Below are 16,234 nucleotides of genomic sequence, written 5' to 3'. Positions count from 1 at the left end.
CTTCACAAGCCTCTTAGAAATTATCCACGGCGAAGTACGGTTCCATGACTTTTCGAACCTTTTCCTGCAACAGCGGACGCTGATCCAAAGTGTATCCTTCCGGACTGATGGGAGGCAAAACCTCCAAAGTGATTGTGCGACTCCATACGCCCCAGTTCGGAAGGAAAGAGCCTTTGGGCATAATCGCCGCCGCCCCTTTGACAATGACTGGAACGATGGGGGCTTTCGCGTTAATGGCAAAGATAAACGGACCCGATTTAAAGGAGCCCAGCGTCTCGGTCTCTTGGCGTGTGCCTTCTGGTGCCAAAGCAAAGCGTTCGCCCGCACGAATGCGCGCTTCCGCCGCCTGATAAACTTTAAAGACCTCGTCCCGGCGATTGCGCGCAATAGGCAGGATGCCCGCTCGTCTCATCCCGGCACCAAAAACAGGAATCTTGAACAGCTCAATTTTAGCACCAAAACGGAAGCTTCCCAACCAGCCATTCATCGCAAAAATATCAAAAAAACTGGTGTGATTAAAGACGTACAAAAATCCACCTTCCGGGCGATTTTCTAGGCCTTTCACGACCACTTTCACACCAAACATGCGACAGCAGTTGCGAGTCCAAAATTCCACAATGTGATCTTCAATCTTGCGATTATTAAACAGGATATTGACGATCACCATGGCCCCTGCGCACAACACCGTGTGAATAGGCAACAACACCACGCCGATCAATGAACGAGGATAAGACAACAGCTTTAAAAACATAATCAGCTCGGGTCCGGGAAAAGACGTTTACGGGCCGCCGTACGCTGACGCTCTTTATAGGCCTGATGTTCTGAAGGCCCGGACAAGATGCGCTCGTGAGCGGCGTGATCCATGATCTGCACCTCAAACGGATAGAAGAAGCTAAAGGCCTCTTTGCCACCCTGTGGTTTGATATGAATCAGTTTACGGGAAATAAATTTAATAAAACGGTAGTCCTCGCCCGAGAAGAAATTTTCTTTGCGCAAGAACTTCACGTTGTCGCCTTCCTCCTGAAGTTTCTGATCAAAGGCCTCTTGAATGCTTTTTTCATCCAGAGTGTCCAATCGATGGGAAAGATCATCACAAACCTTCATGAAAAGACTGACGGGATACAGATTGTTGGAGCTCTGATCCGGCATGATGTGCGGGAAGCTGATCACATCTTCCTTCACCAGAAAACGCACGACCTGGAAGGTATCAAACAAATTACGGGTCACAAAACGGACCCCGAGCTTATCAAAGATCTTCATCGCCAAAGCATCCGGCTTGGCCAGAAGTTTGATCACCGTACTGGAAGAGGTTTTAAAAGGCTTTACTTCAAAACCCAAAAGCTCAATCGGATCCAGGTGGTCCCCCGGACTCTTCAGGAAAGTGCGATGCGTGTTGCCGTCATGCAGAATACAATCCTGAAACGGCGTCAGAATCTGGGACTGAATTTCCTCGGCAAAAGAACTGAACAGATCATTTTCAGCGTGCACAAAAACGTGCATGCAGCGAATGATCGCGCAGGCCCAGCGTTGCAGGGTTTGTTCTTCCGGGTTCTGAGAGCTGGCATAGATTAACAGTTGGCGAATATCACCCAGCTGTTTACGGTCGCGAAAGACCTCCGGAAGCTCGGCCTCCTGAAAACCCAACTTTTCCAACATCAACACCAGGGCGCGGCGATGGTAGTACCAAAGCTTTTCCTCATCGGTTTGTTGGTTCAAATCAAAGCCATAGCTTAACAAAAAGGAACTGGCAGCCTCGAGAGAATGAATATTCAGCCTTGGAATATCAATGGCTGAATGTCCTCCGACAACGGAGTCCAGTATAGATGAGTCGAAAATGAAACGTTGAGGCATCCCCCTATCTTAAACTCGACAGGGGGCGAGGCAAGACGCGCCGCTTATTGCGTAATCAAAGAGCAAGAGTACAGGCGGAAGGAACCCAGAGTCCCGCTGGCTGGAGAGTAACCGCTCACCGCCGTATAGTTCTGATAGTACACAGTACCCTGCGCGATGCTGTTGTCATAAGAACCTTGGAAAATGATCTCACCATAACCGTCTCTGAACTTGACCTGGAATTGACGCGTATTGCGATCAATCATGCCTTCAGAGGCTGCGTTGAACTGAACCACATAAGGTTCAATCACCTGACCGTTGTAAACCTGTTTGGCGTAAGAATCGAAGATCTTGATTGTCACATTCGAGCTGCCCGCCACAATGTTCCCTGTGCTGTCGAAGCGGAAGGTCGCAAAAAGATCTATTCCTGTTTTGTCGTAGATGTTACCGCTGATGGAACCTAGATTTTGCGGATCCAAAGTCGCGGAAACAAAGCTTTTCACTTGCTGTTCAAAAGTGGAAGCAGCGTAAGGGTCAAAGATCTTACCTGCGGTGCTGGTGTTGCAGGAGCCATTAGGCGCAGTCGTCGTACCACCTTGTGATACTCCGCCTGTGGCTGCTCCGCGACCTGCTACTCGGATGGCGCTTCCGTCTTTCTTGGCACAGGCACTGAGAGAAAGAACCGCCAAAAGCAGCACACCCAGCATTTTGTTTTTAAAGAAAGAGTTAGTCATAATCGCCTCCTGCCTATCACTAAGGCAAGAGCCGGGCCAGGCGTGCCCGGCTTAAATTTGAGATGGCGCCGCAGCTTCGTTTCACGCTGAAACGAATAACACCCCTGGGCCACTTCTGGGAATCAGTCGCCTAAACTTTAAACAACAAAGGCATGGTTCATGGAACCATGCCTTCAATGAATCTCAAATTGAAACAGTTCAACTACTGCACGGCTTTTAAAGCCGTCAGCACAGCGATTTCCGATTTCAACCACGCTGCCGCCCCGGAATCCACCAAGCCCGCCTGCAACAAGCGCAAAGCCAGCGTGGAGGGGTCCGCTTCCGTGACGATATTTAAGGATGGATCAATGTCCGCCAGAAGCTCATTGATCTTGTTTTCCTGCTCCGCCTTGGCCTGAGCCACCTTCAAAGTCATATTAAATCGCAGACCCTTTGAAGATAAGAGTTTGGCAAAGACCGCTTTTTCTTCTCCGTTGAGGTAATAATAAGGCAAGACCACCTGTTGAGCCAAACCGGCCCCCACGCGCACTGACACCGTCCCCGTTGTCGCAGAAACCAGATCCAGATAAAGCTGCGCCAAGGACTCCACATCGGACTCAGTCAGAACATTCTCTGCCAACAACGATGTCATCAGAACTTCTTTGCCGGATTCATCTTCCACTTTCTCATTCAAACGAGGCAAAATGGCAGCCGCCGCACTGAGCAGAACTTTTTCGTTAGGCGTCTTTAAGGATTCCATAAAGCGCACGATCTTGCGCTGTTGCTCCTGGGTCAAAGTATACTCACGCCCCGCCAGAGTCTTACCAGAGGCCAGATAAGAACTGTTCTTCAGCGCCGCAATCTGGCGATCCAACCAGTCTATATTGATCTGCCCCTCTTCGTTGCGCAGAAGACCGTTCAACAGGGCCGCATAACCACCGGCGGCCTGCAAGGACCGCTGACGATCCGCCTTGAAGGTCTGATCCATGCCAAAGCGCGCGTAAATAACCTGACCGTTTTTTACTCCCGTCAAGGAAGCAAAAGACGCTGCCGGCGCCCCATTTTTTGTGCTGTCGAACAAAGCCTGAGCAACAAACGACATGTCTATGTTCGCCTTGGACCATTTCACCGTATCTTTTAAAACCGCATCCAGATCATTGACAACATCAGGCTGATCACCCGGTAGCAGGCGTCCCATGATTGACGCAAACAGGACATTCACCAAACCATCCCGTTCATCAAGGCCATCAAGATACTTTCGCTGCAAAGGATTGCTCCCGGCATCAAATCGTTCACACCCGTAAATTTGCAATCCTTGAGAATTGGCAACTGCAATGTCGTCATCTGTACAATAGCGCGAGATCTTTTCATCCAAAGCCGCATCATCTTCAGCATAAGCCCAATCCATGGCCATCTTATCATAAGCCAAAGGGGCATGTTTCAAACGTCCTGACATCAGGACATCATCAATGCCACTGACATAGTCCATGATACTTGTCGTGGTCTCAAGCCCCTGGTGAGCCAGATCCTTCAGATAGGTTTTTGCTGCTTCATAGATCTCTGAAGTGGACACTTTCGCCGAAGAAGAACCCGCAAAGTTATGACGAAGACCCAAAGCATGACCCAGTTCGTGGGCTACGGTCGAACGCACACTGTCTTGGGCCAGACGCAGACGTTGAGAATCACTGGCTTCGCGAGCCAGCTTGTTGAGAGCCAGTAGGGATTGCGAAAGGTCACAGGCCACGGCCCCTGCCGCAACCACGGGAATATCACCATTCAGCTTCACCAGATCCGCAGACCCCACACGCGTGAAGACGGACGGCATAAAGACCTGAGCGCGCAGAAGCTCGCCGGTCAAAGGATCCGATTGACCGATGGCGTAGGCCGCACCGGAATCCAGCCAAGGGATCCAGCGCAACATGATCGTGCGGTCTTTCGGTGCGGAATGGGCGGGCACTTTGGTTTCCACCTGGATCACATCCCGGCCAAACACTTTATTCCAGTACAGCGCCCCTTCAATCACCGCCTGCTCGTAATCAGCAGGAACGGCATCAGAAATACGCACAACAATGGGGCCCTTTTGTGAAGACAGGTCCCACTTGGTGATCAAGTTTGTCATCTCTTTGCTGTAACCAGGTTTTGCCACCTTCGTCACAAAGAAACCTACGCGACGGGATTTGTCGTATTCTTTCTTTTTAAAGTTGTCGCCCAGATCATAGGTGCGAATCTGAATATTCATGTTGATGGTTTCTTCGCGTGCTTCCCCGTTTAAGCTCTTATCAGAGTTCATGCGCATCACATCGCTGCGCACCTTGGAAAGCTGGGTGAGTTCGATGTTCTTTTCATCGTACTTGATGCCCGTCACGAAGGAATCAATCACCGGCAAAGAGCTTAAAGAACTTTCAGTCAGGTCCACATTGCCACGAGGGGCATCCACATCATAAGAACGCTGAAGGACAAAGGTTTTTAATCCTTGCCCCCAATCAAAGGTCACAGAACTTTCGTCTTCCGTGATCACATCAAAGCTCTGGATCAAGTTCACAGTGCGGATTTCTTCATAGATGCTGTTATAGTTTTCACCAATCAGCGCAATTTTTTTGCCGGACTTCTCAAAACTGACAACCAGCGGCTTCAGGTCATACCACTGAGGTGTCGAGCCTGAAGTGATACCGGAGGCGATCAAAAGAAAGACCTTCCCCAAAGCGTCTTTTTGGATTTTGATGCAAGAGGCTTTATCGCAAAGATCCTGCACGGTCGGTTGACTGAAGGACTGCATCACATTCGTGGGAGCCTGCTTTTCACGGATGATCTCTTTTTCGGTTTTCGTACAAGCGGAAATCGCCAAAGTAGAAATCAAGGCGCTGACAACCATGATGTGCTTATTAAATGTCATGAAGGACCCTCCCGCGAACATACAATTTGAGTGCTTTTATGCCAAACTCTTGCCAAGATCAAAAGGCATCTGAAAAAAAGAAAATTTGCAATGTTCATAACTTAGACAACGAGGACCCATCATGAACGCCACTGCTGAAAAGAACTTCTTCGGTCATCCGCGAGGACTTTTTACACTGTTTTTCACAGAAATGTGGGAAAGATTCTCATACTACGGGATGCGCGTTCTTCTAGTGCTTTATATGACTCAATACCTTTTCATTCAGGCTCAGGAAGGCAAAACTATTTGGGGGTATGAAACAATCAAAGCCATCCATGAGTACTTCTTCGGCACACTATCCCATCAGGCTCTGTCCTCGCAGATCTATGGCCTTTACACAGGCTTTGTTTATTTTACACCCTTCTTTGGGGGAATTATCGCCGACCGCTTCATCGGCCAGCGCCGCTCTGTCTATATCGGCGGCTTTCTGATGGCCATTGGCCACTTCCTGATGGCGGTGGAAAGCCTGTTTTTCCCAGCCCTGCTGTTCCTGATTGTGGGTAACGGCTTCTTCAAACCCAACATCTCCACGCAAGTTGGTGGCTTATATGCCCAAGGTGATACCCGCCGCGATGGCGCCTACACGATCTTCTATATGGGGATCAATCTGGGAGCGATTCTTTCCCCTTTGATCTGCGGCACTTTGGGGCAAAAAGTGGGATGGCACTGGGGCTTTGGCGCTGCCGGGGTGGGAATGCTGCTGTCTCTGGCCATTTATCACCTGGGTGGAAAGCACCTGCCTGAGACAGAACACAAAGTCTCCATCAAAGAAGTAGAGGCCGCATCTCACGAACCCCTGACCAAAGAGGAATGGACTCGCACCTGGGCCCTGACCTTCCTGTGCATGGTGACGATCTTCTTCTGGGGAGTTTACGAGCAACAGGGTAACACATTGCAATTGTGGTCCGACCAAAATACAGACTGGGTGTTCTTCGGCTGGGAAATCCCGTCGACCTGGTATCAGTCCTTCAATCCGATCGTGATCGTCCTTTTTGCTCCACTGCTGGATCGTGTCTGGGCATGGCAAGCCCGCCACAAAAACGCCCCTTCCACAGTCACCAAGATGGCCCTGGGATGCGCCATTGGTGCTCTGGCCTTGGGAGTGATGTACATCGCGGCTCAAGTGGTGGGAACAGGACAAGGATCTGTGTTATGGCTGTTCGGTTCCACCTTCCTGCTGACGATGGCAGAACTGTATATTTCTCCAATTGGGCTTTCCTTGGTGACCAAGGTCTCCCCGGCTAAAATCGTGTCCATGATGATGGGAGTCTGGTTCCTGTCGTCGTTCTTCGGAAACTATGTCGCAGGCTACATCGGGATGTACTACGAACAGATGGGGAAAGATCACTTTTTCCTGCTTCTGGCGGGCTTGAGCCTGGTTCCTGCGATCTTGTTCTTCCTCTGTCACAAATTCCTGACCCAAGCTTTGGGGAAAGAAGTCTAGATTTGTATTTACACAAAGCCGCTTGAAGTCCTCACCCGACGTCGGAAAATGAAAGGGAGGACTTCAGGAGGTTTTATGGAATATAAAGTCATCTGCCCCTATTGCAGAGAGAAGTTCTGGATGACCATCTATCGCGAGGACGGCGAAGATCAGGAGTTCATTTACGACTGTGAGGTGTGCTGTCACCCCATCGCCCTGCACGCTTACTGGGACCAGTCTCAGTTTCGATTCAAACTCAATGTCGGTCGCGGCAGTGGGTATGACGAAATGCCCATATAAAAAAACCGGACTCCATTACTGGAGCCCGGCCCTCACAGATCTCTTCTTTTCTAAAATCTATTTATAGAACTTGCTGTTGGCTTTGGCCATGTTTGTCAGCGGAGTCGCCGGCTTCAAACGAGCCGCCTTGCGACTGGAAGCATACATTGCCAACTGATCAGCCACATACTGACTTCCGATGCTATCAGCGTATTTCAGCAGTCCCCCACGGAATGGTGGGAAGCCCGTACCCATGATCATCGCCAGGTCCACTTCATGCGGAGTTTCAACGATGCGATCCTCGATCAAAGCCAAAGAACACTCGTTGACCATGGCAAACACACCGCGCTCGATGCACTCTTTAGAGTCATAAGGATTGGTCGGCTGACCCAGGCCCAGAGCTGCATAAACAGTCTGATCAACTGCACCACGCTTTCCGTCTTCAGTGTATGTATAGAAACCTTTGCCGTTCTTGCGACCCAGGCGACCGGAGTTCCCCAGAGCTTCCATGCAAGGCGCAAGTTCAATGCGTTCGCCGAAAGCTTTTTTGAAGATTTTCAGAACCTTCAAGCACACATCCAATCCCACTTCGTCCATCAATTCAAATGGACCCATCGGCATACCGAATTCTTTCACATAAACCTTGTCCACGAATTCAATGCTCATGCCTTCTTGAAGCAGGAACGCCGCTTCACCCATGTACGGCAGAAGCAGGCGATTCACCAGGAAGCCCGGGCCGTCTTTTACAACGACTGGCATTTTACCCATTTTTTTGGACAGCTCGTAGATTGTCGCAATGGTTTCATCAGATGTTTTTTCCCCACGAATGACTTCAATCAAAGGCATCTTATTCACCGGATTGAAGAAGTGCATCCCGGCGAAGTATTCAGGACGCGGATGACCTTTGGCCATCTCTGTCACAGACAAGGAGCTGGTGTTGGTCGCAATGATCGCGTCAGGGCGCATTTGACCTGCACACTCACCGATGACTTTTTGTTTGATACCCATGTCTTCAACGATGGCTTCCACCACCACATCCAGATTCTTGAAGCCGGAATAATCCGTCGTCACAGACACCATGTCCATTTTTTGCTGGAACTGATACTTGTCGATGGATTTTCTTTTCACCAGCTTCATCCAAAGATCGCTGGCGTGTTTAAGACCTTTCCCCAAAGCATCGGTGTTTAAATCCTTCATGCGAACCTGGATGCCCTTGTCGGCCGCCACGTAGGCGATACCGCCCCCCATGGTGCCCGCCCCCAAAACACCCAAACCTTTCACTTCTCGAGGTTTCACATCGACACCCGGAACACCGTTTTGCTTTTTCACCATCTCGGTCAAATAGAAAACGTGGATCAGATTTTTAGAAATATCAGTCACGCCCAACTTACAGAAACCTTCACGTTCAATGCGCAAAGCCGCTTCACGATCAGACATGCCGTAAGTTTTTTGAATCACTTCCAAGGCCTGAAGTGGCGCTGGGTAGTGGCCTTTGGTTGCCTTCAAAACACCTTCACGGGCTTTTTTAAAGACAATTCCACGCCCCAAGGCACTTTCCAGAATGCTGTTCACAGCTCCCTTGGGCTGGTACTTTTTACGACGCTTTTTCCCGCCATCGGCAATAATTTCTTTCGCCCATTTCAAAGAGAAGGACTCCAGCAAATTGGCGTGAACCATCTTGTCAACCAGGCCGATTTTCAAAGCCTTCTTGGCATTCACAGACTTCCCGGCCAGGATGATATCCAATGCCGCCTGCAAACCAATCACGCGAGGCATGCGCACGCAGCCACCGAAACCAGGCAAGATGCCCAATTGAATTTCCGGCAAGCCAATCTTCGTGGAAGAATCCTCAGAAGCAATACGATAGTCACAAGCCAAAATGAACTCACAACCACCACCCATGCAGGCACCATTCACAGCCGCAATCGTCGGCATGGGCAGGTCTTCCACCATGCTGATAACTTCCTGCCCACCTTTTACAGCAGCTTCGAATTCCTCAGCCTTGGTCATACTTTTGATTTCTTCGATATCCGCACCCGCAATAAAAATCTTAGGCTTATTGGATTTAAAAATAACCGCCTTGTATGAGGACTTCTTCAACTCCTCAACAACTTCCTTAAGGCGCATCATCACGGGCGTGGAGAACTTATTAACTTTCTCCCCGACCAGATCAAACTCAACAACAGCAACCTCACCCTGAGGAACAATTTTAATACTTTCCTGAATCGACATTCTGAAAACTCCTAAGTTGCAAATCTAAAAACATTCTAAATCTAAAACACCAACCATCAGTCCTTGTGAACTTTGCGAAAGAAGCTCTCCCGAAGCCCTTGGGACAGAGCCTGGATCTGTGCTCAGAGGCAAGTTCCGCAGCAGCTCATCCCAAAGGGAAGGCGTCCGCGAGGACTGTCCGAAGCCTATGAGCGCAGAGCCGGGCTCTGTCCCAAGGGCTTCGGCCCCGAGAGCTTCTTTTAGCCCTCGTTCTCAAGGATCATGGATCCGCCTTGACCACCACCGATACACAAAGTCGCCAGACCAAACTGCGTATTTCGGCGTTTCATTTCTTTGGCCAAAGTCAGAACAATACGAGTTCCCGTCGCGCCCACGGGGTGACCAAGTGCAATCGCTCCACCGTTGACATTTAGAATCTCATCACGGATTTCCCCGACTTTGGAAGACAATCCCAGTTTTTCCTGAGCAAATTTGTCAGAATCAAATGCCTTTTGGCAGGACAGAACTTGTGCGGCGAAGGCTTCATTCAGCTCCACCAGGCCGATATCCTTCATCGTCAATCCCGCACGTTTCAACGCCACAGGTGAAGAGTACACCGGGCCCAAGCCCATGCGTTCTGGCTCCAGTCCGGCAAATCCATAAGAGCGGATGGTTGCCAGCGGTTTATAACCCAAAGCTTCGGCCTTTTCACGGGACATCAAAAGCACCATCGCCGCCCCGTCAGTGATCGGGCAGGAATTTCCGGCTGTGATGGAGCCTGTCGCCTTATCGAAGAATGGTTTCAATTTCGCCAAAGCCTCAAGCGTCTGACTTTCACGAGGCCCGATATCCTCAGAGATTACTTCTTTATATTCAGGAGCCAGATATACCGGAGCAATCTCTTCACGCATGCGGCCCTCTTTCATGGCTTTGGACGCCAGCAAGTGAGAACGCAGAGCAAACTTGTCTTGAGTTTCTCTGGAAAGACCCCATTCTTTCGCCAGAATTTCGGCTGTCTGGCCCATGTTGATACCGACAAAAGGATCTGTCAGACCCATCATCACAGAGATCACCGGGAAGTATTCATCTTTCATGTTTCCAGAAAGCAAAGCCTTGATCTGTTTCATGTCGGCTTTAAACAGGGACCACAACAGTGGCAAAGCCTGCTTCGGACCTTTTGCCGCAAACAACTTTTCAAAAATCTCCTGAAACTTCTTCGGAGGAAGCGTTGGCATCTGAGACATGTTTTCAGTACCACCGGCAACAATCACATCCATGGTGCCTGATTTGATTTTTTCATAGCCGTTGGAAATGGATTCCAACGCAGAAGCACAGTTGCGGTGCACAGTGTAAGCGGACGTCTTCAAAGGGATGCCGGCATTCAACGCCACCACGCGAGAGATATTGACTGCATCGGCAGGATTTCCCGTGTTGCCAATAATCACTTCATCCACAAGATTCACATCCAGATTTGTATTTGCGATCACTTGTTTCAGTGCAACTTTACCCAGCTCTGCCGGGTGGACCTTCTTAAGTTTTGTTCCCGCTTTTGCGAAAGGTGTACGTAGACCTTCTACAAGAACAACATCACGTGGTGATTTCATCAACTGACTCCTTAGTTGTATAACCCATTAAAATGATATGTCTTTTCGGCAGTTCCACCAAATAGTAAAAGGGCCCCATCTGGGTCGGAGCCCGAAGCAAGACTCTGCAGACTGTTGGTCTAGGCACAGGAAAGGCGCGTCCCTGCGGGCTTTTCGGTCAGAACTAGAAGTTCTGCTCTAAAAGCGAGCACTTTTCGCTCTGATAGATTTTTTTTACGAACAAGGCTCGCTGCGCCAATCAGCCCATTCATTGACCCACCTAGCCCCCCTCGGTAGAGTAAAGGCACTTGTAACTGGACTCCCCCTAACCCATTGAAATGGGTCGCAAAATCCTTCTCTGCGGGAGCCTGGCAACTGTCCCGAAAAACGGGCAAGAAAAAGGAGCATCCTTGGAAACGAAAAACGATATCAAAACCGGCACGACGAACTTCGATCAAGAAGCTTTGGCCTATCACCAGAAGGGCAAACCGGGAAAAATTGAGGTGATCTCCTCCAAGCCCTGCGCGACGGAAAAAGATCTTTCTTTGGCGTATTCCCCGGGCGTGGCCGCTCCCTGCAAGGCTATCGCAAAAGATCCTTCCAAAGTTTATGATTACACCTCAAAAGGCAATCTGGTGGCGGTGATCTCCAACGGGACTGCGGTTCTGGGCCTTGGCAACATCGGCCCTGCTGCCGGAAAACCGGTGATGGAAGGCAAGGGCATCTTGTTCAAACAATTTGCCGGCATTGATGTTTTCGATATCGAAGTGGCTGCAACAGATGTGGATGTCTTCTGTAATGCCGTTCGTGTTTTAGAACCCACTTTCGGTGGCATCAATCTGGAAGACATCAAGGCCCCTGAGTGCTTTGAAATCGAAGAGCGCCTGAAAAAAGAAATGAACATCCCCGTCTTCCACGACGATCAGCACGGAACCGCGATTGTTTCCGGGGCAGCGCTGTTGAATGCCTGCGCGATTACAAATCGCAAAATGGAAGATATTCGTATCGTCGTAAATGGGGCCGGTGCTTCTGCGAATTCTTGCGCGCGCATTTTCATCGCCTTGGGCGCACGTCGTGAAAACATCATCATGTGCGACTCTCAAGGGGTGATCTACAAAGGCCGCACGGCAGGCATGAACAAGTACAAGGAGTTCTTCGCAGCGGAAACTGAAGTGCGCACACTTTCTGAGGCCTTGCGCGGTGCTGACGTGTTTGTCGGCCTTTCTGTGGCAGGTGCACTCACTCCGGAAATGCTGAAGGATATGGCCAAAGATCCTATCATCTTTGCCATGGCCAACCCAGAGCCGGAAATCACTCCAGACAAAGCCCGCGCAGCCCGTCCGGATGCCATTATCGCCACGGGCCGTTCGGACTATCCGAACCAGGTGAACAATGTTCTGGGCTTCCCGTCCATTTTCCGTGGGGCTTTGGATACGCGCTCCACCCAAATCAATGAAGAGATGAAGCTCGCCGCAGTTCATGCTTTGGCAAAACTGGCGCGCGAAGATGTGCCGGACAAAGTTTCTGCCACTTACGGCGGCAAAAGCTTTAAGTTCGGTCGCGACTATCTGATCCCAAAACCGTTCGATACACGTGTGCTTTTGCGTGTAGCTCCGGAAGTGGCGAAAGCGGCGATGAAATCCGGCGTGGCGACGCGTGCAATTGAAGACTGGGATTCTTACCTTGAAACTTTGGAGGCTTTGCAAGGTCCAAGCAAGGTTTTCATCCGCTCTGCGATCAACCGCGTGCACCAGAATTCTGATGCCAACGGCGGCGAACTGCCACGCATCGTCTTCCCGGAAGGCACCAGCACCAAAGTTTTAAAGGCGCTGGCCACTTTGGTTGAAGAACGAATCTGTCAGCCGATCCTTTTGGGCTATCCTGACCGCGTAAAAGAAAAAATCAACGCTTTGGATATTCCGCTGCTGAAAGATGTGACGATCATCCACCCGTCTGCCTATCCGAAGTATTATTCTTACGTAGAGAAGCTTTATTCTTTAAGACAACGTAAAGGTGTCAACCTCAGTGAAGCCGAACGTCTGATGGCGGACCCTAATCACTTTGCAGCCATGATGGTTCGCATGGGCGATGCTGACGGCATGGTCAGCGGGGCTTCCATCAACTATGCAGATGCGGTTCGTCCCATCCTGCAATCCATCGGCACTTACAAAGACGGTGTTCCGGCGGGCTTGAACTTTGTTCTTTTGGAAGACAAGTTCCTGGTTCTGGCAGACACGACCGTGAACTTCAACCCGTCAGCTGAACAGTGTGCGCAGATTGCCCTACAGGCTGCACGCATTGTGGAATACTTCGGCATCCAGCCGCGGGTTGCGATGTTGAGCTACTCTAACTTTAGCGGCGCTGACGGCACACCTAAGAAAATGAAACGTGCGGCGGAACTTGTGCGTGAAATCCGCCCTGACCTAATGGTTGAAGGCGACATGCAAGCCGACACAGCCGTGAACCCTGAGATCATGGAAAGACTGTTCCCGTTCTCTGGCCTTAAAGGTGGCGCGAACGTGCTGGTGTTCCCGAATCTGGAATCAGCTAACATTACTTACAAACTGATCCAGCAGGTTGGAAAAGTGGAAGTGATCGGACCTTTCCTGACGGGCATTCGCAGATCCGCCAACGTTCTGCAAAGAACGACGACCGTGGATGGCATCGTGAACTCTGTGGTCTTCACCGCATTGGAAGCGCAGTTCATCAAGGAAGTTCTGAAGAACCGTGAAAAGAAATAGTCAGACCGGCTCTGCATCAGAGCTCGCCAGACTTTTTCTGAAGTTGGGGGCCACCTCTTTTGGCGGCCCCGCAGCTCATATTTCTATGATGGAAGAAGAGTTCGTTCACCGCAGGCAGTGGCTCTCGCGTGAGGACTTTTTAAAACTGCTGGCGCTGGCCAATCTGATCCCCGGTCCGAACTCTACCGAGCTTGCCATTCATATCGGCTATCGCCGTGATGGCTGGAGGGGATTCTGGATTGCCGGTGTCTGTTTTATTCTGCCCGCCTTCTTGATTGTTCTGACCTTGGCGTACTTTTACAGTCTTTATGCAAAACTCCCTGAAACAGAATCCTTCCTACTGGGAGCCAAGGCGGTCATCCTGGCCATCATCCTTCAGGCTCTGGGACGATTTGCCCTGAACCTTTTTGACAAAAGAACCTACCGCGAACTTCTTCACTTTAAAGATTTAAAAACAAGAGCCTCCCTTTTTATGGCGTCCGCCGTGGGCTTGACCGTGGCAATGCACCAGCGCGGCACTTCTGAAATTCCGCTACTTTTTGTCGGGGGCGCGCTGGCGTGGCTGATTCTTTCTCCGGAAAAACGGCTGTGGAATCTGGCTCCACTTTTTTGGGTGTTCTTTAAAATCGGATCCGTTCTTTTTGGCAGCGGCTATGTCCTGCTCAGCTTTTTGCAAACAGAACTTTTAGAAAAGCGCGGCTGGATCACACAAACCCAACTGCTGGATGCCGTGGCCGTCGGCCAATTCACGCCGGGTCCGGTCTTCACCACAGCCACCTTCATAGGCTACCTGGTGCAAGGCCTTTGGGGCGCCGTTGTTGCCACTTTGGGCATTTTCCTTCCGGCCTTTGGATTCGTGGCTCTTAGCATCGTTCTGCATCGTCGTCTGGAAAGTTCCGACTGGCTTCAACGTTTTTTAAAAGGCGTGGTGGCCGTGTCCGTGGGGCTTCTGATTTCGGTCTTTATTTCCCTGGCTGCGGGGACACTCACCGGATTTTTCAGCTGGACCTTATTCTTGCTAAGTCTGCTTTTGCTGGCTCGGCGCCTTCCCAGTGCGGCTCTGATTCTTGGGGGCGGCCTGCTTTCGTTGTTAGTACAAAATTTAACTTTGTGAGCCTGTGCGACCGTGCTAAAATTAAGACCAAGGGAGGGTTTTCCTGATTGAATAATCAAGCCCATGTAAAAGACCAGGATAGAGCCATCGTCATTGGTGTCGGTCTGAAGACCGAACCCCTTACTGAAATCAAAGAAAATCTGCTGGAACTTGAAGAGCTGGTTTCTGCCGCAGGCGGAGAAATCGTAGGATCTCTTATTCAAGTTCTGCCGCAGTGGAATCCCGCGACCCTGATCGGAACCGGCAAGGTCGAGGAAGTGGCCGAAATGGTTCGCGACAGTGGTGCCACCATTGTGGTGATGGACCATCAGCTTTCCGGGGTTCAACAGCGAAATCTTCAGCAGATCGTCAAAGCCCGCGTGATTGACCGCAATCAGCTGATCTTGGATATCTTTGCTCAGCGTGCGCAGACTTTTGAAGGAAAACTTCAAGTGGAACTTGCACAGCTGCTGGATCAAATGCCCCGCAACGTCGGCGCCTGGTTGGACTCCCTGTCTCGTCAAGGGGGCGGTATCGGAACTCGTGGGCCCGGGGAAACAGCCCTGGAAAACGACCGTCGTCGCATCCGGGAACGCGTGGCACTTATTAAGAAAAAACTTGAAAGTGTGCGCCAAAACCGCGCGCAACACAGGCAATCTCGTCGTCGTCACGAGATCCCGTCCTTTGCGCTGATCGGCTACACCAACTCCGGAAAAAGCTCTTTGCTCAACCGTTTGACCGGTGCCCAAGTGATGACCAAAAATCAGGTCTTCGCCACCCTGGACCCGACAACACGTAAGATCTTTTTGCCCGATGGCCCGCCCGCCGTCGTCACCGACACAGTGGGATTCATCCGCAAACTGCCGACACAGCTGATTGAAGCCTTTAAAGCAACACTTGAAGAGTCCTCTGAGGCCGATGTTTTACTGCATGTCGTGGATTTGTCTTCTCCCAATATGGAACGACAAATTGAAGTGGTTGAAGAGCTGATTAAGGAATTCAACTGGCAGGACAAAAAGATTATTCACGTCTTTAACAAAAGTGATATCGCACCTTTGGAAAGACAATTTAGAGTCAAAGCCTATCCCCGCGTGTTTGTCAGCGCGCTGACCGGACAAGGCATGGAACAGTTGAAAAAACTAATGGCGCAGATCGTGAGCGAGATGCAACAGGATGTTCAGCTTTATTTCCCAAGATCAGAAGAATACAAAATCTTCGATCTGGGACGCGAAGCCCAGATCCTGCGCAAGGAAACTGCCACCGAAGGAACGGTCTGCTACACGCAACTCACACCTTCACTGCTGAATCGCTGGAAAGAGTATCTGGTGAAGTAGCTCACAGACTATTAAGGATCACTTCCTTTTAAATCCCAGGATGAAGGTCCTGGGATTTTTTTATTTTTAACTTATTTTTTCCACAATTGGTCCGA

At 50.3% G+C, this 16,234-nt stretch carries 11 protein-coding genes; 5 read left to right on the top strand and 6 right to left on the bottom strand.

The window, feature by feature from the left end:
- Positions 1–13: 13 nt before the first annotated feature.
- From ACZ5ZV_RS08880 to ACZ5ZV_RS08865, 4 genes are all read right to left on the bottom strand, one after another.
- Complete coding sequence (locus tag ACZ5ZV_RS08880) at positions 14–751, bottom strand: lysophospholipid acyltransferase family protein (RefSeq protein ID WP_464121041.1); 738 nt, start codon at positions 749–751, stop codon at positions 14–16.
- 2 nt (positions 752–753) lie between these two features.
- Positions 754–1,851 carry a TIGR04552 family protein gene (locus ACZ5ZV_RS08875; protein ID WP_464121040.1) on the bottom strand — a complete coding sequence of 366 codons (1,098 nt, stop codon included), beginning with the start codon at positions 1,849–1,851 and terminating at the stop codon, positions 754–756.
- Positions 1,852–1,895: 44 nt separating this feature from the next.
- Complete coding sequence (locus ACZ5ZV_RS08870; protein ID WP_464121039.1) at positions 1,896–2,564, bottom strand: hypothetical protein; 669 nt, start codon at positions 2,562–2,564, stop codon at positions 1,896–1,898.
- A 202-nt stretch (positions 2,565–2,766) separates the two neighbouring features.
- On the bottom strand, positions 2,767–5,436 hold the full coding sequence (locus tag ACZ5ZV_RS08865) for a zinc-dependent metalloprotease (RefSeq protein ID WP_464121038.1): 2,670 nt from the start codon (positions 5,434–5,436) through the stop codon (positions 2,767–2,769).
- Positions 5,437–5,557: 121 nt separating this feature from the next.
- Here ACZ5ZV_RS08865 and ACZ5ZV_RS08860 point away from each other — a divergent pair, with 121 nt between their 5' ends.
- On the top strand, positions 5,558–6,919 hold the full coding sequence (locus ACZ5ZV_RS08860; RefSeq protein WP_464121037.1) for a peptide MFS transporter: 1,362 nt from the start codon (positions 5,558–5,560) through the stop codon (positions 6,917–6,919).
- Between the two features lie 75 nt (positions 6,920–6,994).
- Positions 6,995–7,198: a CPXCG motif-containing cysteine-rich protein gene (locus tag ACZ5ZV_RS08855; RefSeq protein ID WP_464121036.1), complete on the top strand. Its 204-nt coding sequence runs from the start codon at positions 6,995–6,997 to the stop codon at positions 7,196–7,198.
- 57 nt (positions 7,199–7,255) lie between these two features.
- Here ACZ5ZV_RS08855 and ACZ5ZV_RS08850 read toward each other — a convergent pair whose 3' ends face one another.
- Both ACZ5ZV_RS08850 and ACZ5ZV_RS08845 read right to left on the bottom strand, forming a co-directional pair.
- Entirely contained in the window at positions 7,256–9,409 is a 2,154-nt protein-coding gene (locus ACZ5ZV_RS08850) for a 3-hydroxyacyl-CoA dehydrogenase NAD-binding domain-containing protein (protein WP_464121035.1), read from the bottom strand.
- Between the two features lie 239 nt (positions 9,410–9,648).
- Positions 9,649–10,992, bottom strand: a complete 1,344-nt coding sequence (locus ACZ5ZV_RS08845) for a thiolase family protein (RefSeq protein ID WP_464121034.1) — start codon at positions 10,990–10,992, stop codon at positions 9,649–9,651.
- A 389-nt stretch (positions 10,993–11,381) separates the two neighbouring features.
- Here ACZ5ZV_RS08845 and ACZ5ZV_RS08840 point away from each other — a divergent pair, with 389 nt between their 5' ends.
- From ACZ5ZV_RS08840 to hflX, 3 genes are read left to right on the top strand one after another with little or no spacing between them, the layout of a single operon-like run.
- Positions 11,382–13,712, top strand: coding sequence for an NADP-dependent malic enzyme (locus ACZ5ZV_RS08840; protein WP_464121033.1), 2,331 nt, complete (start codon positions 11,382–11,384; stop codon positions 13,710–13,712).
- Positions 13,699–14,826 (top strand): chromate efflux transporter, encoded by a 1,128-nt coding sequence (gene chrA / locus ACZ5ZV_RS08835; RefSeq protein WP_464121032.1) that lies wholly within the window; start codon positions 13,699–13,701, stop codon positions 14,824–14,826. The genes ACZ5ZV_RS08840 and chrA overlap by 14 nt, the downstream gene beginning before the upstream one ends.
- 47 nt (positions 14,827–14,873) lie before the next feature.
- The gene (hflX, locus tag ACZ5ZV_RS08830; protein ID WP_464121031.1) at positions 14,874–16,139 is read left to right on the top strand and encodes a GTPase HflX; all 1,266 of its coding nucleotides are present in this window, start codon (positions 14,874–14,876) and stop codon (positions 16,137–16,139) included.
- The last annotated feature ends 95 nt before the right edge of the window (positions 16,140–16,234 follow it).

The organism is Bdellovibrio sp. HAGR004, assembly GCF_055397015.1.
The sequence above is the reverse complement of the archived record's forward strand: the minus strand, read 5'-3'. Positions and strand labels throughout refer to the sequence as shown.

Coding starts and splice junctions, on each gene's coding strand:
- ACZ5ZV_RS08880 (WP_464121041.1), bottom strand. CDS start 751: ATGTTTTTAAAGCTGTTGTCTTATCCTCGTTCATTGATCGGCGTGGTG.
- ACZ5ZV_RS08875 (WP_464121040.1), bottom strand. CDS start 1,851: ATGCCTCAACGTTTCATTTTCGACTCATCTATACTGGACTCCGTTGTC.
- ACZ5ZV_RS08870 (WP_464121039.1), bottom strand. CDS start 2,564: ATGACTAACTCTTTCTTTAAAAACAAAATGCTGGGTGTGCTGCTTTTG.
- ACZ5ZV_RS08865 (WP_464121038.1), bottom strand. CDS start 5,436: ATGACATTTAATAAGCACATCATGGTTGTCAGCGCCTTGATTTCTACT.
- ACZ5ZV_RS08860 (WP_464121037.1), top strand. CDS start 5,558: ATGAACGCCACTGCTGAAAAGAACTTCTTCGGTCATCCGCGAGGACTT.
- ACZ5ZV_RS08855 (WP_464121036.1), top strand. CDS start 6,995: ATGGAATATAAAGTCATCTGCCCCTATTGCAGAGAGAAGTTCTGGATG.
- ACZ5ZV_RS08850 (WP_464121035.1), bottom strand. CDS start 9,409: ATGTCGATTCAGGAAAGTATTAAAATTGTTCCTCAGGGTGAGGTTGCT.
- ACZ5ZV_RS08845 (WP_464121034.1), bottom strand. CDS start 10,992: ATGAAATCACCACGTGATGTTGTTCTTGTAGAAGGTCTACGTACACCT.